This is a genomic window from Sphingobacterium sp. BS-2 (genome assembly GCF_046161205.1).
In the GTDB taxonomy this organism is placed as follows: Bacteria; Bacteroidota; Bacteroidia; order Sphingobacteriales; family Sphingobacteriaceae; genus Sphingobacterium; species Sphingobacterium mizutaii.
The window spans coordinates 310,663-328,422 of sequence record NZ_JBIXGO010000019.1 but is presented as its reverse complement, the minus strand read 5'-3'; the positions used below and the strand labels follow the sequence as shown (position 1 = coordinate 328,422).

Genomic DNA, 17,760 nt, shown 5'->3' with positions numbered 1-17,760 from the left:
CGATTAATGTACTATAGTAAAAAACGTAAAACAATAGATATGAAAAAAACAATGTTAGCTGTACTGGCAGCAGTCCCTACTTTGCTTTTTGCCCAAGAGGACTTTTCCATCAAAGGAAATATAAAGAATGTGAATGCGCCAGCGAAAGTGTATTTGATGTATGTAGATGGCGGACAACGCCATATTGATTCTGCTAATGTTGATAAAGGACAGTTTACCTATAACGGAATTGTTTCAGAACCTACGCAAGCACAGATCATTTTATCTGCTGATGGCAAACCATTGAACCAGATTGAAACTCCAGATATGACCATGCTTTACCTTTCTAAAGGTGTAATCAAGGTTACCGGTGATAATATGGCAAATGCTGAAATCTCAGGAAATGAGATCAATACTGATTTTAGCAAATACAAAGCAGCAATTAAAGCTGTAACCGATCAATTTGAGACTTTAAACAAGGAATATCAAGCAGCAAGTCCAGACCAACAACAAGATGAAGAATTCCTGAAAACGTTGCAAGGGAAGGCTGAAGGATTATTCAAGCAACAGACTCAACTCAATGAGCAATTCATCAAGGACAATCCAAACAGTTATGTGACTTTAGGATTGTTGGACGAGATGGTAAGTGCCCAAACGGTTAATAATGTGGTAGGCCCTGCTTATGAGAAGCTTTCTGCGGCATTGAAAAATTCTACCCGTGGAAAAGCATTGGCAGCAAAAATCGAGAAACTACAAAAAGTTGCTATCGGTTCCGTAGCGCCGGAAATCGCATTGCCTGATACAACAGGCAAAGTGGTTGCTTTGTCTTCATTACGTGGTAAATACGTATTGATTGACTTCTGGGCTAGCTGGTGTGGACCATGTCGTCATGAAAACCCGAATGTGGTAGCAGCCTTCAACAAATTCAAAGACAAGAACTTTACGGTATATGGTGTTTCCTTAGACCGTGAGAATGGTAAAACAGATTGGTTAGAAGCTATTAAAGCAGACAATCTTTCTGGATGGACCCAAGTATCTGACCTTAAGTTCTGGCATTCACCAGTGGTAGAACTATATGGTATTGAAGGTATTCCTCAGAATTTCCTATTAGATCCTGAAGGTAAGATTATTGCGGTTAACCTTCGCGGTGAAGCTTTAGAAGCTAAACTAGCTGAAGTAATCAAATAAGCAAAAAGATCATTAAAAAACTCCGAGAGAATTTCTCGGAGTTTTTTGTTTAGGCCTATTCTTAACCAAATAATATCCTGAAGACATCTTCTAAGGTAGCCACTGGCCGGACCAAGATCTGATATCTTTTCACATCCAATCCTTTGGTATTATATTTTGAAATAAAGATCTGTTCAAATCCTAATTTTTCGGCTTCTTGGATTCGCTGTTCGATACGATTTACGGCCCTGATTTCGCCTGATAGACCTACTTCACCAGCAAAGGTGATATTGGAAGGCAGAGCGATATCCTGTTGGGATGAAATAAGCGCTGCAATAACGGCCAAATCAATAGCGGGATCTTCCACCCTTAGTCCGCCAGCAATATTGAGGAATACATCCTGCGCGCTTAAGCGAAATCCAAAGCGTTTTTCAAGGACAGCCAAGAGCATGTTCAATCTTTTCGTATCAAAACCCGTAGAGCTCCTCTGCGGCGTTCCATATGCAGAGTTGGACACCAAGGCCTGCACCTCGATCATCAATGGCCTCATGCCCTCTAACATGGCTGCTACGGCAATTCCACTGACCTGCTCCTCCCTTTGCGAAAGCATGATTTCCGATGGGTTGGAAACTTCCCTTAAACCGGACCCCTGCATTTCATAGATACCGAGTTCAGAAGAAGATCCAAATCTATTTTTAACCGCTCTAAGTATGCGATAAACGTGGTTTCTATCGCCTTCAAATTGCAAAACGGTATCCACCATATGTTCCAATACCTTTGGTCCTGCAATGGAACCATCTTTGGTAATATGCCCTACAATAAAGACCGGTGTATTAGTCTCTTTGGCAAACCGTAGCAACTCAGCCGTACATTCCCGCACTTGAGAGACCGAACCGGGAGCCGATTCTATCTGAGCAGAATGTAAGGTCTGTATGGAGTCGATGACCACTACATTGGGTTCTACTTGATCAATCTGCTTGAAGATGTTCTGCATGGAGGTCTCCGTAAGGATATAGCAATTCGCATTGGAGTTCTGGGACAATCTTTCCGCTCGCATCTTGATCTGCTGTTCACTTTCCTCACCCGAAATATAAAGTGTTTTCACCTTGGGAATAGATAGCGCCAGTTGCAACATCAGGGTAGATTTTCCAATACCTGGTTCACCACCGATCAAAACCAAGGAGCCCGGAACAATCCCACCCCCTAATACGCGGTTGAACTCCTTATCCGGAGATAAGATCCGTTGCTCTTCGGAGTACACGATCTCATGGATGACCGCAGCTTTGTTAGTTCTTTTCTGTATGCTTGGGCCAGCGCTCGTGCTACGCCATTCAGGCACGCGGCTAGAAGCCTTTTCCACCACTTCTTCAACAAAGGTATTCCATTGTTTACAAGAAGGACATTGCCCCAACCACTTTGGAGATTCATATCCACATGATTGACAGAAATATGCTGATTTTGTTTTTGCCATTGAGCGAATTTAAAAAAATGTATCTACATGTTGTAACAATACCTTACTATTGTCGACAAATACCAATAAATGACTGAGAACCTAGAGCAAGAATTTGTAAATCTTTTGGAGGATAATCAAAATATCCTACATAAGATCTGCAAGCTGTATACAACAGATCTTGCATCTCACCAGGACTTGTTCCAAGAGATGGTTATTCAGTTATGGAAATCCTATCCAAAGTTCAAGGGAGAGTCAAAGTTTTCAACTTGGGCATATAGAGTTTCCTTGAATACAGCAATATCATTATACCGAGGCAAAAAGACAAAAATAGCGACCGTTGATTGGGATCAATCCCTAGCCAACATCCGCTATGAGGAATACAATTCAGAGACTGAAGACCAACTAAAACACCTATATGATGCCGTACGCCAATTAAATGATATCGACAAAGCTTTGGTTTATATGTACCTCGAAGACAAGGACTATACCGAGATCGCTGAGACTTTGGGGATTAGCGAAGTAAATGCCCGAGTCAAAATGAATAGAATCAAGAACAAACTGAAAGAAATGCTAACAAAGAAAGGAGTGGTTTAATGGATGAACTAGATTTTCTAAAACAACATTGGCAAAAGGACCAGGGATTTCCTAAGGTAAACAAGGAAGAAATCCGCAATATGTTGCATAAGAATTCATCCTCCCTTGTGAAATGGATTTTTATTATCAGCATCATCGAATTATTCCTTGGCATCATATTAAATGTGTTCGTATTTCTTTTTGATACGGATCCCGAAAAATTACCTTATGCATTGGAACTGCTCACCAATTTTATTGATGTAGCTTCCTATATCATCATTCTCTATTTTATCTATGCCTTTTTCAATTCCTATAGAAAAATAAAGAACACCAATAATACCAAGGAACTCCTATCCAATATTTTGGTGACCAGAAAAACTGTTGCCCATTATATCCGGTTCAATATTTACCTGATCATGATCGCTTTGGGAATAACTGCCATGAGCCTTATTTGGGAGGAAGATGTATTCCATAAATCCATAGGCCATAATATCCTATTTATTAGTCTTCTAGGCTTTATAATTTTTGTGATAGGCTGGGCGATGATATCCTTGGTAAAATGGATCTATAAGCTAATCTATATCAGGTTGGTCAAAAAGCTAGAGAAGAATTACGAGGAATTGGAAAGACTGGAAAGAGAAGAAGGATAGGTATATCCAATAAGTCAAACCGAGTAGTAAAAATTTGGACTAAATTTATCGGAAGGTGATGACAGCAAAGTGGAAGGCAAAAAAATATATTTTTAATTTTAGTGATATATCATATAATCCTATAGGGTAATGTCATTGAGTTAAGGTTATTTTTGTGTAGTACTGAACTTCATCCGATTATCTCATCATGCAAAACTTCAAAATAAAAAACATCAGGGTTTACACTGGTTTACAGTTCCTTAACCTTCGGTTAAGGATGACAAGATCTTAGGGAGAAGAACCGTACAGATTCTTCACTAATTGTTCAGAATCAAAGTATACAAATTGGCATTCTTGTTCCTTGGGAAAGTTCCTCTTTGTTTTTTCTTAACTTAATGACATTGTCCATAAGGGTGCAATTATTTTAGCTGGCATGGCACGTTAGCCTGGAAGTAGCGCAAAAAAGAGTTTTTTCTAGAAAATAAATATAAGTCTAAATACCTATTAACACAGATTTAGCAACCATGTCATTATTAAAAGGTTATTAAAACAATCCATAAACAAGAAAAGGAGCATTACTGCTCCTTTTCTTGTTCAAGGTCTATAAACGCATCGAGGAATTGGCCTTCCTCTTCGAGGGCATTGAAAACGATCTTTACCATTTTCGCGTTCTTAATTTCTTCTGTCATCGGCGTCAATTTCAATTTGATATTGACAGGTTTGTCTTGCTGTAAAAGATAATTCAGGTAATTTTCTCTGTCAGAAAGCTGAACGATCACTCTATCGATCTGCACGGAGGTCAACATATGCGATTCCTCTTGTGCATCGATCAATGCCGTAGCGAAAACATTCAATCTGAATTCCCTAGGGTTCTTATCGTAAGATATGGCAAATAGGTCGACCACCAAAGTATCACCAGATGCCTTTACCGACTTTAGATCAAACTGAATATCATCTACCAAATTTAAGTTAGGATCTTCTTGGGCTTGCGACATTTTAGGCAATAAAAATGCAATAGCAAGTCCAAGAATGTATAAAAATTGTTTCATACGTTCGTATTAACGAAGCCTCTCGGCTGATTTAATTAATTTATTGTCGTTTCTGATTCCACGAATAGCAAAGGATAAACATAGAATAGAAACCGGTAAAAGGAAGAATCCGATACCGATATTGTTCGCTCCAATATGCTGATTGATCAGATCCAGGATATTGTTCGCTGTAATAAACATCCAAATGGCAAATAAACAGATCAATACTACTTGAGCGAGGATCAGGTTCAATTGAAGTTTCCGGTTTTTATATTGGAATATGATAAAGATGGGGATCAAAGCCAGGACTACGGTGGCAATGGTCATCAATAAAAAGCCAGTTTCTTTAGTTGTCACATTGTTTGCTGAGGAATATACGCCAGTTACATAGATGTTTTTTCCAAGTCCTACCAAATCAATGTAGCCAACAAAAGGGAACATGAAAAGAGCAAATAAAACTAGGCTTGTAAGCAATAACCAAACGGTTTGAATACGCTGTATCATATTTATAGATTATTTATATCGCAAATATAATACAAACAACTTAAATAGGTTTTGGTTTCTGCTTTGTAAATCGTTCAAGGGAGGGGATTTCCGTTTTATTTATACCATAATTTCAATATCGATGCTCGTTCCTTTTCCTTCTTCGGAGCGGATATCCAATTTACCGTGCAGGTAATTTACCCTGATCTTCACATTGGTCAACCCAACTCCATCTTTAGGATCATCCTTCAATTGATTAGCCCGGAAACCCTTGCCATCATCTTCAACAGTAATAAAGACCACATTATCTTCGACACTGCACTGCACCAAGATGTGTTTGGCTTCGGAATGTTTCAAGGAGTTATAGATCAATTCTTGGATGATGCGGTAAATATGGGTTTGTTGCTCTTGGCTCAGGATATTAAATTGGCCATACAATTGCAATTCGATCTTGGTTTGGGAATTTTGCAGACTTTTACATAAGTCGCCTAAAGAAATTTCAAGACCGAAACGGCGCAGTGATTCGGGCATAAGGTTATGGGAAATCCTACGCATTTCGGAAATCGCATAGTCCATATCAACGAGAATGGAATCGACCTTATCATTCGGATTGGACAATTGGCTGTCCAAGATCTTATATTTAATAGAAGCCAGTACACTCCCCAGACCATCGTGCAGGTCTCTGGAAAGCCTGTTCCTTTCTTTTTCTTCTCCATGCAACATGGCATCCAGCGACATGAGCTTTTGCTTTTGTTTTTCCTCCAAGAGCTTTTGGTTATTGTTGATTTCTTGCTGCTGAAGCAATCTTTTGTTTTTCTGATGGTTTTTGAACAGAAAATAACCAATCAACAGAAGGATGATCGCCACCAAGGCAATGATGATGCGGGTATTTTTAATATCACTTTCGGTTTTCTCCCTTTCTGTTTTCAGGGAAAGGATCTCACTTTCCTTTTCGAGAGTTTGATATTTAACCTCATAATCCATGATGGACTCCCGGATCCGCCTATTGTACATGGTATCTTGAAGGATATCCTTCTTTTTTACCCATTCCATGGCCTTTTTGTAATCCTTTAACCCTTCATAGATCTTGACATAAGCGATAGCAATATTCAAACTGTCCTGAAAGAAAGAATAGCCCACATCCATCCTTCTTTCTACATATACATTCAAATCCCTGAATGCAGCTTGAAAATCCTCTTTATTAAGGTTTATCAATGCCCTTTGGTAATATAAACTAGTCAAAGTCCTTGGATTGTCTACCCCTTCTTTCTTGAGATTTTCGATAGCTTTGTCCATGTGGGACAGGGATAGATCATAGTTCTGTTTAAATCGGTTATATACCGCATACACAAAATGATAGTCGCTTAAGGGCAATTCTCCTTTATGTTTCTTGATAAATTTTTCATACCCTGACATGACCTCTTCCGACTTCTTACCGTCATCCATGGCATTTAGGGAAACGACCAAAAGCTTATAAACCTCATTCATGGTAAATGGGTCGTATTTTCCCTTATTCAGGTATTCCAAAGATTCTATCAGGTATTTATTGGCCTCTCCATATTGCAGGTTATTCCAGAAATTAAGTCCAATTTTATAGAGGATATTTCCCGTAATCACATCATCTTTGGCTTCTTTGGCCATAGGAAGCGCCTTATTGACCAAGATTTCCAACATTCTGATGTGCTTGTCCTGCCACTGATACGCCGAAGCCAGATTATTCAATAATTTAGCCCTTAACCATTTGGCTTTAATGCCATCAAATTTGGCCAGCTCAGCATCTGCTTCTTCAAATAGGCTGATGGCTTTGGGAAGATCATAATCCATATAAAACAAACCCTCATAAACTTTCCCCATACCATGGGCGATAGGAAATTCATTTTTATATAGGAGTCCTTGTTTTAGATAATTATGGGCTGCAGCGGAATCTGAAAAGGAATAGTAAAAGGAGAGTTCAAAGATATTAAAGGCTTTATCTTCGACCGTAATATTGGTTTTTATGAGTTTTTCTAGGCTGTCAATTTCTGCTTGATAAGGCCTTTTGACTTGTTCTCCTTTTGCAGAGAAAACAAGCAGGCAGCAAAGCAGAAGGAATGGCAATATTTTGCACCTAGCTAGCATATTTGATGTTTAACTAAAGGTTTTATTAAATAGAAATAGGCAGTGAAAATCACTGCCTATGCATGATATGTATAAAGATAAACTATTTTTCGATTTTTATGGCAATGCCCTCCTCTTCGATGGCTTGCACCGTTTCGTCGGTAATCAAAGGACTAGTTTTCTTAAGTGCCTCGAAAAGCTGTTCAGCATCTCCCTTGAACTGTACATTCAATGTCGAACCTGATGCTTTGTATTTCATTTTTACATCTGAAACTTTCTTGTTGGATTCCAAGCCTGTAGAAATGGTCTTTAACTCAGCAAGATTTACTCCTTCAATTAAGACTACCAGTTCGCCTGCCGCATCCTTATCGCCTTTTTTCCCTAAAAGCCCGCCTAATTTCCCACCAATACGACCAGCCTTATTCGAGGCATTGTCTACCTTATTGGAAGTGTTTTCAACCTTGTTCAATGCTCTGTCGATTTTATCCAAAAATCCTTGAGCAGAGGCTGCATAGGTACAGCCAAAAAATAATGTTAGTATGATCAATAACTTTTTCATGAGCTATGTTTTTAAATATAGGACTAAGTTAGAGCTAATTGCAGCTCTAAAACATACCCAGATAAGTGGTAAATTTTGTACTTGAATTCAAGTACAAGGCATTCATCTGGAACAGGTACAACCTGGATTGTCTGTTAATTTTTTACCTGATCTTTATAATTGCAGGTATGAGCTAAATTGATATTAATTACATTTGCATGGTGGAAGAACAAATACCTAAATACTTTTTGGAAATAGCATACAATGGAACTGCTTACCATGGTTGGCAGATCCAGGACAATGCTGTCTCTGTTCAGGAAAAACTGAACCAAGCCCTTTCCATTTTACTTCGCGAGGAAGTGGAAACGATTGGTGCGGGTCGAACAGACAGCGGTGTGCATGCAAAGCAGTTATTTGTTCATTTCTCCAGTAAGGCTAAGGTTTTGGAGAACAAGGATCGATTTGTTCACTCCCTGAATGCTTTAATGCCATTTGATATATCGGCAAAGCGGCTAATTGGGGTATCTGCGGAAGCCCATGCTCGATTTGACGCAACGCAAAGAAGCTATGAATATCATGTACATTTTCAGAAGGATCCTTTCCTGCATGAATTTTCTTGGCAGTTGCGCGATAAACCCGATGTGGAAAAAATGAACATTGCAGCTTTAGATTTGTTAGGTAGGCAAGATTTTTCTTGTTTCAGCAAATCGAACACCCAAGTATTCACCAATTATTGCGATATTAAACGAGCGGAATGGTTGTGGGATGGTGATAGATTGGTATTCCATATTTCAGCAGATCGTTTTCTGCGCAACATGGTTCGGGCAATCGTTGGAACCTTGATGGAAATTGGCCTAGGCAAGAAACCTATAGAACATATTAAAGAGGTAATTCAAAGTATGGATCGCTCCAAAGCTGGCACTTCGGTCCCTGCCTGTGGGCTTTACCTAACAGAGGTTAATTATCCATATATTGATTAAAACTAAGATTTTGGAAAAAGACAAGATTTCAGGAAATGCATACGACAGTAAACTGCTGGGAAGGTTAGCCAAATATATCCGCCCCTACATGCCTGTTTTCTGGGTTTCCGTTATACTCACGATTTTACTCGCAGCGGTAGCTCCTGCCCTTCCGCTATTGGTGGAATATACCTTGGACCACTACATATTATCCGGAAAAAGTGAAGGGTTGACCACAATGCTCTTACTGATGTTTGCCCTGTTGATTGCGCAAACCATCATCCGTTATTTCCATACCTTGATGACCAATACCTTGGGTCAGTCGGTTATCCGCGATATCCGGATCCAAGTATTCAACCATATTACCAACCTCCGCTTAAAATATTTTGATAATACGCCCATCGGAAGATTGATCACTAGGACCATTTCCGACTTGGAAACCATAGCCAATATCTTTTCAGAAGGTCTGATCCAAATTATTGGCGATCTATTGCAATTGGTGGTTATCCTAGGGGTCATGTTCTATACCGATTGGAAATTGACTTTGGTGGTACTGATCCCAATGCCTTTAATGATTGCAGCGACCTATATCTTTAAGGAAGCCATGAAATCTGCTTTCCAAAGCGTCCGTTTATGGGTATCCAATTTGAACACCTTCCTTCAGGAACATATCTCGGGCATGAGCGTGATCCAATACTTTGCTCGTGAAGATCAAGAGATGCGCAAGTTCAAGGCCATCAATGCGGAACATAGGAATGCGCATATCCGTGCGAACTGGTATTTTTCGATCTTCTTCCCGGTTTTGGAAATCATCGTAGCCATCGCCACGGGTCTATTGGTATGGTATGGTTCCAAGCAGATCTTGGCAGATGTGATTTCTCCGGGTGTGGTAGTCGCCTTTATCATGTATATCAACATGATCTTTAGACCTATCCGCGAGTTGATCGATAAGTTCAATACCCTTCAGATGGGTATGGTTTCCGCAGAACGCATCTTTGATGTGCTGGATACCGATGAATTCACTCCAAATGAAGGAAAATATAAACCAGAACATGTTAAGGGTGAGATTACCTTTAATAATGTATGGTTTGCTTATAACGAGGAGAAGTGGGTATTGAAAGATGTAAGCTTCCATGTCGAGCAGGGTGAAACCTTAGCATTGGTAGGTGCTACTGGTGCTGGAAAATCATCTATCATCAATATCCTGAGCCGCTTCTATGAAATCCAAAAAGGAGAGATCTTATTGGATGGTGTAAACATCAAGGAATATGATCTGACCTTCCTGCGTCAGACCATTGCTACCGTGCTGCAAGATGTCTTTTTGTTCTCGGATACGGTATTGAACAATATCAATCTGAATAACCCCAAAATATCCTTTGAATCAATCGAGGATGCCGCCAAGAAAGTTGGAGCTTATGATTTTATCATGCGTCTTCCAGGTAACTTCAACTACCAGGTTCAAGAGCGGGGTTCGACGCTGTCTGCTGGTCAGGCACAGTTAATATCCTTTATCCGTGCCCTGGTTCATGACCCTAAAATCTTGATCCTTGATGAAGCAACTTCTTCCATCGATACTGAAACGGAGGAATTGATTCAAAATGCCATTGAAAACCTGATGGAAGGCCGTACGTCTATCGTAATTGCCCATAGGCTGTCCACCATCCAGAAAGCAGATAAGATTATTGTTCTGGATAAGGGTGAGATCAAGGAAATCGGTACGCACCATGAGCTGTTGGAAATGGAAGGTTATTATAGGAAATTGTATGACCTGCAGTTTAATTCAGCGGGGATATAGGGGGAGGGAGATTTGAGATCTGAGATGTGAGATATGAGACATTTCAGGGAGCTAAATTTTTTGCCTTTTAATTCCATATTCCTGTCATGTTGAGGAACGAAACATCTCGGACTATTGCAATCCTAAAAAACAAATCAACGAAGATTATAGTAGATTATATTGGCGGACGGTTCCTCAATCGTAGATTGAGGATGACACGATTGTATGGACGGGAGCCATACAGATTCTTCACTTATCGTTCAGAATTGGCAATGCCCTACAGAGGGATTCAGAGTGCCAACGAAGAATCTATTTCTTATTTTTTTAAGGATTGCTGTTCATTGCGAAATCGTAAGATGAGCAAACTATTTTTTAATGATTTCATCCTATAAAGTGGATTCCTTGAAAAATATTTCATCACAGCTAGGGTTATCCCTTAAACACATCTTTTTTCTATAAAGATTCCACCCCCACTGGGGTTTAGCGGTCCGCTGAACCAATGTTTCAATAAAGATATACCCCTTTCTGAAGGAATATACTGCGCAAAAGAATCCCCAAAACCAATAATTTGAAAAATAAGATGGGAAAAAACTCTAATGTTAAATACATAAAAAGGGAAAGCTCCGTTTGAGCTTTCCCTTTTACTTCAGTTTTAATAGCCCAGTTTAGAACTTTTGGGTTATTATATTTTTTGAATAGTTCCCATCGACAGTTATTGCAAAAGAGCTGGTTTTGTCTTTTGTTAAATCCTCGAAAAGATTTCCAGAAAGCCTAGTTATTGTATTAGGCATAATTTTTACATCAAGGATATCCCGAGTTATAATTACTTTACCATTAACATCATAAACATTGATTTTAACTGGGGTGACTATCTCTTTAAAGTTAGACCAATCTTGATCAGGAGGTAAGATGTTTGTGGATATGGTTTGATTAGATTGCCCACGAAGAGAATAGATTGAAGACACAGTGGACAATAAGGACGAATTTTGGATTGTTAAAGTAGAGGGATATTCTGCGGATAAAAAACTATAAGCCTTGGATTCCCCATTCACTGCAACGTCAATATGGTTAGCACTTGCTGGGATTTTATCCAAAATATTAATTTCCAATTTTGCATTAAATCTTTTTAGAGTGAGGCCAGCAAATGCAGTATCTCTTGAAACTTGGAATTTCTTTTCAAAAATAAAAGTATCACCAATTTCAGTGGATTCAATATTGTTGAAAGTAATTGAGCCATATCCCAAGTTTGTATTTTTATATTTAGTATAGTATTTAGATACATTTCCTGGATTGTTATAGCCAAAAGCCCTAAGGGTATACTCTCCATTCTGTAAGTTTAGGTCAAGCTTAGATTTTGAATCAACTATCTTACTTGAGAAAGTATCTATGGGTAAGTTTTGGTTATCCAATAAAACATAGAAAATATTATCGATTGAATTTGACTTAGTGGTTCGCTTATTTGTGGAAGCTTTGGTTTCGAATGGTCTGTAGGTTTGGGAAAAGCCTTGGACCGTAAATTTTACTTGGTGGAGTTCTGTTTCTTTAATGGGATTGGGTTTGGTTTGAGGAGTAGTTTCATTTTTTGAACAACTGAAAAGGGTCAGCAAGGAAAGACTTGCGAGGGATAATTTTAATAAATTCATTATACTTTGAGTTAATATATTTTTCAAATATATTTTATATTTATTGAGAAACAATAATATTCAAGGTTAGCTTTTTATTAAATAGCCATGTACGGGAAATTGTTGGCAAGAATTATTGCCATATATGGTACTTCCGATCAATTACTGTTGGCCTTAAAAGTTAGATTGATTTATTCTGGCAATAATCAGAAAAAAAGGGATCAGGAGGATAGGTCGGGAAAGACAAAATATCCCTGCTTTTGACCCAACTGTTTGAGAATTAATCATAAATAAACGACATGCTAATAAAATATTAATAGCAATTAGTAAAAAATGAGGTGCAAAATGTATATCTTTGCACCTCTTATTTTTAATAACACATTATTGCTCAATGCAGAATATCAGAAACATAGCGATCATCGCGCACGTTGACCACGGTAAAACTACCCTAGTTGACAAGATCTTACACTTCACCAATCAATTCAGGGACAATGAAACTTCAGGGGAATTAATCCTGGATAACAACGACTTGGAGCGTGAGCGTGGTATTACCATCGTGTCTAAAAACGTATCTGTTAAATACAAAGACACCAAGATCAACATTATTGATACTCCAGGTCACGCCGATTTCGGTGGTGAGGTTGAGCGTGTATTGAAAATGGCTGACGGTGTTGTTCTATTGGTGGATGCTTTTGAAGGTCCGATGCCTCAAACAAGATTTGTTACAGGTAAGGCTTTGGCTTTAGGTATCAAACCTATTGTTGTGGTAAACAAAGTAGACAAAGAGAACTGTCGTCCAGAAGAGGTTTACGAAAATGTATTTGATTTGTTCTTTAGCTTAGGTGCTACTGAAGATCAATTAGATTTCCCTGTATTATACGGTTCTTCAAAACAAGGCTGGATGTCAACCGATTGGACTAAACCAACGACTGACTTCACAGAATTGCTAGAAGCAATCATTGCACATATTCCTGCTCCAAAAATATCTGAAGGTACTTTGCAGATGCAAGTAACTTCATTGGACTACTCTACATTCGTGGGTCGTATCGCGATCGGTCGTGTGGTAAGAGGAACAATCAAAGAGAACCAACCGGTATCATTGGTAAAACGTGATGGCAAGATTGTAAAATCTCGCGTAAAGGAACTTCAATTGTTTGAAGGACTTGGCCGTGTTAAAGTTTCAGAAGTACATGCAGGTGATATCGTAGCTGTAGTAGGTATCGATGGTTTTGAAATCGGTGATACCATTGCAGACTTCGAAAACCCAGAGCAATTAGAAGTAATGCACATTGATGAGCCAACAATGAACATGTTGTTCACCATCAATAACTCACCATTCTTTGGTAAAGAAGGTAAATTCGTTACATCACGTCACATTTATGACCGTCTTCAAAAAGAATTAGAAAAGAACTTAGCTTTACGCGTTGTTCCTACAGATTCTCCTGACGCATGGTTAGTATACGGTCGTGGTATTCTTCACTTGTCGGTATTGATCGAAACAATGCGTCGTGAAGGTTATGAATTACAAGTAGGACAACCACAAGTAATCGTTAAGGAAATCAATGGTCAGAAACATGAGCCAATCGAAGAGTTGGTAGTTGATGTACCTGCTGAAGTTTCTGGTAAAGTAATCGAATTGGTAACTCAACGTAAAGGTGAGTTGTTGATTATGGAAACTAAAGGCGAGATGCAACACCTTGAATTCTCTATCCCTTCTCGTGGTATCATCGGATTGCGTAACAACGTATTGACGGCTACTGCTGGTGAGGCTGTAATGGCGCACCGTCTGAAAGGATACGAGCCTTGGAAAGGAACAATCCCTGGTCGTATGGCTGGTGTATTGATCTCTTTGGATACTGGTTCTACAACAGCTTATTCAATCGATAAATTACAAGATCGCGGTCGTTTCTTCGTTGATCCAGGAGTTGAGATCTATGAAGGACAGGTATTGGGTGAGCATATCCGTGACAACGATTTAACAATCAACGTAACTAAAGGAAAACAGTTGACAAACATGCGTGCATCAGGCTCTGATGACAACACACGTATTGCTCCTGCTATTAAATTCTCTTTAGAAGAATGTATGGAATATATCCAAGCTGACGAATATATCGAGGTTACTCCTCAAAGTATCCGTTTGCGTAAGATCTACCTTACTGAAAACGAACGTAAAGTAAACGCTAAGAGATTCGTTTAGAATTTAGTTTAGCTGAAAATATAAGAGGCAATCCAACGGGTTGCCTCTTTTTTGTTGAAGGCATTTCTTAACTTGCTATAAATATTAAACCTAGCAGCTGATGGAGAATTTTGAAGATGATGATCTGGAATGGCATAAGGTGCCTGTGAAAATAGATGAGAGCCGAAATTACGTCAAGGCTTTACATGTGGCCGGCAAAAAGCTCTGCCTAATCAAGGAGGGTGATGTATTATCAGTGACCTCAAGCCGTTGCCCCCATGCAGGAGCAGATTTGACTAAGGGCTGGTGTGAAGAAGGGAAATTGGTCTGTCCTTTCCATCGACATCGATTCAATCTGGAAAGTGGCAAAGGGGATGAACCTCAACATAATTTTATCCGAATCTATCCTTTGAAAAAAGAAGATGGTGATTTTTATGTAGGGATCAAAAAGAGTCTTTGGAATAAAATATTTGGCTAAAATAATCGCCTAATCCATTGCAGCATTTTATGGGTCTTTTCAGTATATGGATACCAGAACATAGACGATACAGGTATAATCTTAACATCTGCGATTGCTCTCTCATGGGAGAAAGCCTTGAAGCCATACCATCCTGTGGACTGCCCCAAACCTGAGTTATTTATTCCTCCAAAAGGAAGATTGGGTTGCATAATCTGAATAACCGCATCATTAATACAGGTAGATCCTGCGCTGGTATGTCGGATAATGTGCTTATTGAAATTGGAGTCCTTACTGAACACATATAAGGCCAGTGGCTTTTCCTTTGCATTGATAAAATCGATAGCTTCTTGGACTTGAGCATAATATACTATTGGTAATATCGGACCGAAAATTTCGTCCGTCATCAGCGGGTTATTTGTGGCCACATTGCTGACTACCGTTGGGGCAATGTACTTAAGCCGTTCATCAGTTTGTCCCCCAGCAATGACGTTGGCTCCTAACTGTTTTGCAGAGACTAAGGCATCATTTAACCTTTCAAATTGCTTTCCGTTAATAATTCGCGCATAATCCGGAGAATTCAGGGCGTCCATGCCGAAAGCCTCTTCGATTTCGGATTTAAACATTTCTTCAATCTGTTGCTTTTGATGTCTATGGGCAAGAACATAATCTGGTGCAATACAGGTCTGACCTGCATTGATAAACTTTGCCCAGATCAAGTTTCTGACTACTTGCCTCAAATTGACATTTTTATCGATTACGGCTGGGGATTTCCCGCCCAGTTCCAGAGTAATATCCGAAAGGTTCTTGCTGGCTGCTTCCATCACGATCTTTCCTACCTTAGATGATCCAGTAAAATGGATATGGTCAAACTTTAGGTTCAAGAGATGCGTCGTTTCTTCAACGGCGCCTTCAACTACGGCGATATGATCTTTTGGGAATACCTCTTCAATTATCTTTTTGAGAACCTGGTTACTATTCGGAGAAAACTCAGACAGCTTTAAGATTGCAGTATTACCCGCCGCAATACAAGCCGCCAGATGGATTAAAGGAAGTTGAAAGGGGTAATTCCAAGGTGTGATGATTAAAGCGTTTCCTTTGGGCTCATAATGCAGATAGGCGCTGACATTAGGCATCATCAAGGAGCGTCCAACCTTCTTGTCCTTCATCCAACGTCTCAGTTTCTTGGCAATATGCTTCAATTCCATTTGGACCACCAAGATTTCGGTAATGGCGGTTTCAATTCCTGATTTATGGAAATCTTGATATAGTGCTTGTTCAATGGCCTTTTCTTCCTTGTTGATGGTTTCCAACAGTTTCTTTATCCAGCCTATCCTAATATAGGCGGTACTATGTTTAATAGCCGATTTGTTTTTGAGTTGGGATTGGTAAATGTTGTCTATTTCCGAAAGCGTAGTGTATGCCATATTGTTGCCTGAAGAATAAAAATAAGCAATAAAACAAAAACCCAGGTCATATTCATGTCTGGGTTTTTAAGTCTTTTATAGAAAGGGGGGTTACTTTTTGCTCGGTCTGTCTTCTAGCGCACGGTAAACCTCGTCTGTACTGGTAAAGATCTTGAATCGTACATCATATTCCTCAGGAACATAGACAACGATTGGCATTTTGCCATTATATGGTACCAAGGTAGGCTGTGCAGAAACGAATAAGTTTCTTCCAGGCGCACCAGGACAAGCCATCTGCGTAGAAATTACATCTCCATTGGTTTTAAAAACATAATATTGATATCCCCAACCTTCCAAGTCTTTGGTTTCGATGGTTCCATTTAATCCAAAATGATTACAACCATCTACTTCCATCATCTTACCTACGCTGAATTCAATTTTCTTATTGTTATCTGCGTCAGAATAAGGGACTTCAATGACCATTCTTTTAAAGCCTTTTTCAGGAACAGGGAATATTTCAGTATTGATTTTCATTAACATTTCTTGTGCTTTAGATGCATTTGGCATTAAAAATAAACCTAGCATTAAAATTAAAAGAGCTGGTACTTTGCTTTGTTTCATGTTTTTCAAATTTTATTATGTCTACATAATACGTAAGCTAGCCTAAATCCGCTACAGGGTTTAATTTTGAAGGGTTTATAGCTTGGATCAAAGCCCTGGCTAAGATGCGATTTGGGTCGATGACCGGCAGGCCATAATAGGATTTCTCTCGTAAAGCCAGAGGCAATTCCGTACAGCCTAGGATAATGACCTGAGCACCCTGAGTTTTGAGTTCATGAATAGCAGCCACAAGCTGATCGTGGGCCCGATTGGTAACCGGTGAAGAAAAGGCTTTGATACCATAAGCTTCATCATAAATGGCTGCATGCACTTTGTTTTGCAGCACATCATTCGGTTCAATACATTTTAGGTTATAGCCTTCGATCACCTGTTTGTATAAGCCGGTGTTTCGGGTACCTATGGTTGAAAGCACACCTACGGTCGATCCAGGGAATTTTTCCTGGATGAATTTGGCTGTTTCAGCAACCATGTGCAATAGTTGAATTTTTGAATTGTTCCTGGCCAATTCTTCTTGGACCACTTCAAAGATCCGAGGGGAATGGGCAGTATTGCAGGGAATCCCAATTACAGTAGCTCCTGCTTTTTCAAGTTCTAAAGCTATTTCAGAAATCGCAAGTCCTGGATTGATGGGCTCCTTACCCAAAAGATAGTCAGTTCTATCAGGTATTCTATGCGATTGTGAAGATAATAACACCGGTAAATGATCTTGATCCTTCCTAGCATTGGTCTCTTCAATTATTTTCTTCAGGATGTCGACACCAGCTAATGGACCGACACCTCCAACAATTCCAATCATAA

16 protein-coding genes are annotated in these 17,760 nt (G+C 39.3%); 7 read left to right on the top strand and 9 right to left on the bottom strand.

The window, feature by feature from the left end; translation table 11 throughout:
• Positions 1 to 39: 39 nt before the first annotated feature.
• Entirely contained in the window at positions 40 to 1,167 is a 1,128-nt protein-coding gene (locus ACK2WI_RS13290) for a TlpA disulfide reductase family protein (protein WP_093100202.1), read from the top strand.
• A gap of 61 nt (positions 1,168 to 1,228) precedes the next feature.
• Here the strand turns inward: ACK2WI_RS13290 and radA are convergent, their stop codons facing one another.
• Positions 1,229 to 2,617 carry a DNA repair protein RadA gene (gene radA, locus ACK2WI_RS13285; protein WP_093100166.1) on the bottom strand — a complete coding sequence of 463 codons (1,389 nt, stop codon included), beginning with the start codon at positions 2,615 to 2,617 and terminating at the stop codon, positions 1,229 to 1,231.
• Between the two features lie 69 nt (positions 2,618 to 2,686).
• Between radA and ACK2WI_RS13280 the strand changes: the two genes are divergently transcribed.
• Positions 2,687 to 3,193 (top strand): RNA polymerase sigma factor, encoded by a 507-nt coding sequence (locus ACK2WI_RS13280; protein ID WP_093100165.1) that lies wholly within the window; start codon positions 2,687 to 2,689, stop codon positions 3,191 to 3,193.
• Entirely contained in the window at positions 3,193 to 3,822 is a 630-nt protein-coding gene (locus tag ACK2WI_RS13275) for a hypothetical protein (protein ID WP_409151306.1), read from the top strand. Before ACK2WI_RS13280 ends, ACK2WI_RS13275 begins: the two co-directional genes overlap by 1 nt.
• Before the next feature lie 554 nt (positions 3,823 to 4,376).
• Here the strand turns inward: ACK2WI_RS13275 and ACK2WI_RS13270 are convergent.
• The 4 genes from ACK2WI_RS13270 to ACK2WI_RS13255 all read right to left on the bottom strand — a co-directional run bounded on the left by ACK2WI_RS13270 (position 4,377) and on the right by ACK2WI_RS13255 (position 7,968).
• Positions 4,377 to 4,850 carry a hypothetical protein gene (locus tag ACK2WI_RS13270; protein WP_409151304.1) on the bottom strand — a complete coding sequence of 158 codons (474 nt, stop codon included), beginning with the start codon at positions 4,848 to 4,850 and terminating at the stop codon, positions 4,377 to 4,379.
• A gap of 9 nt (positions 4,851 to 4,859) precedes the next feature.
• Positions 4,860 to 5,333, bottom strand: coding sequence for a DUF4293 domain-containing protein (locus ACK2WI_RS13265; RefSeq protein ID WP_409151303.1), 474 nt, complete (start codon positions 5,331 to 5,333; stop codon positions 4,860 to 4,862).
• 99 nt (positions 5,334 to 5,432) lie between these two features.
• Positions 5,433 to 7,430, bottom strand: a complete 1,998-nt coding sequence (locus ACK2WI_RS13260) for an ATP-binding protein (protein ID WP_409151302.1) — start codon at positions 7,428 to 7,430, stop codon at positions 5,433 to 5,435.
• An 82-nt stretch (positions 7,431 to 7,512) separates the two neighbouring features.
• Entirely contained in the window at positions 7,513 to 7,968 is a 456-nt protein-coding gene (locus tag ACK2WI_RS13255) for a hypothetical protein (RefSeq protein WP_093100158.1), read from the bottom strand.
• Positions 7,969 to 8,165: 197 nt separating this feature from the next.
• On the opposite strand from ACK2WI_RS13255, the gene truA reads away from it, so the two are divergent.
• Both truA and ACK2WI_RS13245 read left to right on the top strand, forming a co-directional pair.
• Positions 8,166 to 8,927 (top strand): tRNA pseudouridine(38-40) synthase TruA, encoded by a 762-nt coding sequence (gene truA, locus ACK2WI_RS13250; RefSeq protein WP_409151300.1) that lies wholly within the window; start codon positions 8,166 to 8,168, stop codon positions 8,925 to 8,927.
• Between the two features lie 88 nt (positions 8,928 to 9,015).
• Entirely contained in the window at positions 9,016 to 10,701 is a 1,686-nt protein-coding gene (locus tag ACK2WI_RS13245; RefSeq protein WP_409151514.1) for an ABC transporter ATP-binding protein, read from the top strand.
• 644 nt (positions 10,702 to 11,345) lie between these two features.
• On the opposite strand, the gene ACK2WI_RS13240 is transcribed toward ACK2WI_RS13245, so the two are convergent.
• Complete coding sequence (locus ACK2WI_RS13240) at positions 11,346 to 12,323, bottom strand: hypothetical protein (protein WP_409151298.1); 978 nt, start codon at positions 12,321 to 12,323, stop codon at positions 11,346 to 11,348.
• A 370-nt stretch (positions 12,324 to 12,693) separates the two neighbouring features.
• On the opposite strand from ACK2WI_RS13240, the gene typA reads away from it, so the two are divergent.
• The gene (typA, locus tag ACK2WI_RS13235; protein ID WP_093100154.1) at positions 12,694 to 14,499 is read left to right on the top strand and encodes a translational GTPase TypA; all 1,806 of its coding nucleotides are present in this window, start codon (positions 12,694 to 12,696) and stop codon (positions 14,497 to 14,499) included.
• Positions 14,500 to 14,599: 100 nt separating this feature from the next.
• Positions 14,600 to 14,956 carry a Rieske 2Fe-2S domain-containing protein gene (locus ACK2WI_RS13230; protein ID WP_093100153.1) on the top strand — a complete coding sequence of 119 codons (357 nt, stop codon included), beginning with the start codon at positions 14,600 to 14,602 and terminating at the stop codon, positions 14,954 to 14,956.
• Here ACK2WI_RS13230 and ACK2WI_RS13225 read toward each other — a convergent pair.
• From ACK2WI_RS13225 to ACK2WI_RS13215, 3 genes are all read right to left on the bottom strand, one after another.
• On the bottom strand, positions 14,953 to 16,362 hold the full coding sequence (locus ACK2WI_RS13225; protein ID WP_409151295.1) for an aldehyde dehydrogenase family protein: 1,410 nt from the start codon (positions 16,360 to 16,362) through the stop codon (positions 14,953 to 14,955). The two genes, ACK2WI_RS13230 and ACK2WI_RS13225, sit on opposite strands and share 4 nt — an antisense overlap.
• A 90-nt stretch (positions 16,363 to 16,452) precedes the next feature.
• Positions 16,453 to 16,962 carry an ecotin family protein gene (locus tag ACK2WI_RS13220; RefSeq protein ID WP_409151294.1) on the bottom strand — a complete coding sequence of 170 codons (510 nt, stop codon included), beginning with the start codon at positions 16,960 to 16,962 and terminating at the stop codon, positions 16,453 to 16,455.
• A 37-nt stretch (positions 16,963 to 16,999) separates the two neighbouring features.
• On the bottom strand, positions 17,000 to 17,758 hold the full coding sequence (locus ACK2WI_RS13215; RefSeq protein ID WP_409151293.1) for an aspartate/glutamate racemase family protein: 759 nt from the start codon (positions 17,756 to 17,758) through the stop codon (positions 17,000 to 17,002).
• Between the last annotated feature and the right edge of the window lie 2 nt (positions 17,759 to 17,760).

Bases quoted from the DNA above. Each gene is read 5' to 3' on its own strand.
- ACK2WI_RS13290 (WP_093100202.1), top strand. From the start codon at position 40: ATGAAAAAAACAATGTTAGCTGTACTGGCAGCAGTCCCTACTTTGCTT.
- radA (WP_093100166.1), bottom strand. From the start codon at position 2,617: ATGGCAAAAACAAAATCAGCATATTTCTGTCAATCATGTGGATATGAA.
- ACK2WI_RS13280 (WP_093100165.1), top strand. From the start codon at position 2,687: ATGACTGAGAACCTAGAGCAAGAATTTGTAAATCTTTTGGAGGATAAT.
- ACK2WI_RS13275 (WP_409151306.1), top strand. From the start codon at position 3,193: ATGGATGAACTAGATTTTCTAAAACAACATTGGCAAAAGGACCAGGGA.
- ACK2WI_RS13270 (WP_409151304.1), bottom strand. From the start codon at position 4,850: ATGAAACAATTTTTATACATTCTTGGACTTGCTATTGCATTTTTATTG.
- ACK2WI_RS13265 (WP_409151303.1), bottom strand. From the start codon at position 5,333: ATGATACAGCGTATTCAAACCGTTTGGTTATTGCTTACAAGCCTAGTT.
- ACK2WI_RS13260 (WP_409151302.1), bottom strand. From the start codon at position 7,430: ATGCTAGCTAGGTGCAAAATATTGCCATTCCTTCTGCTTTGCTGCCTG.
- ACK2WI_RS13255 (WP_093100158.1), bottom strand. From the start codon at position 7,968: ATGAAAAAGTTATTGATCATACTAACATTATTTTTTGGCTGTACCTAT.
- truA (WP_409151300.1), top strand. From the start codon at position 8,166: ATGGTGGAAGAACAAATACCTAAATACTTTTTGGAAATAGCATACAAT.
- ACK2WI_RS13245 (WP_409151514.1), top strand. From the start codon at position 9,016: ATGCCTGTTTTCTGGGTTTCCGTTATACTCACGATTTTACTCGCAGCG.
- ACK2WI_RS13240 (WP_409151298.1), bottom strand. From the start codon at position 12,323: ATGAATTTATTAAAATTATCCCTCGCAAGTCTTTCCTTGCTGACCCTT.
- typA (WP_093100154.1), top strand. From the start codon at position 12,694: ATGCAGAATATCAGAAACATAGCGATCATCGCGCACGTTGACCACGGT.
- ACK2WI_RS13230 (WP_093100153.1), top strand. From the start codon at position 14,600: ATGGAGAATTTTGAAGATGATGATCTGGAATGGCATAAGGTGCCTGTG.
- ACK2WI_RS13225 (WP_409151295.1), bottom strand. From the start codon at position 16,362: ATGGCATACACTACGCTTTCGGAAATAGACAACATTTACCAATCCCAA.
- ACK2WI_RS13220 (WP_409151294.1), bottom strand. From the start codon at position 16,962: ATGAAACAAAGCAAAGTACCAGCTCTTTTAATTTTAATGCTAGGTTTA.
- ACK2WI_RS13215 (WP_409151293.1), bottom strand. From the start codon at position 17,758: ATGATTGGAATTGTTGGAGGTGTCGGTCCATTAGCTGGTGTCGACATC.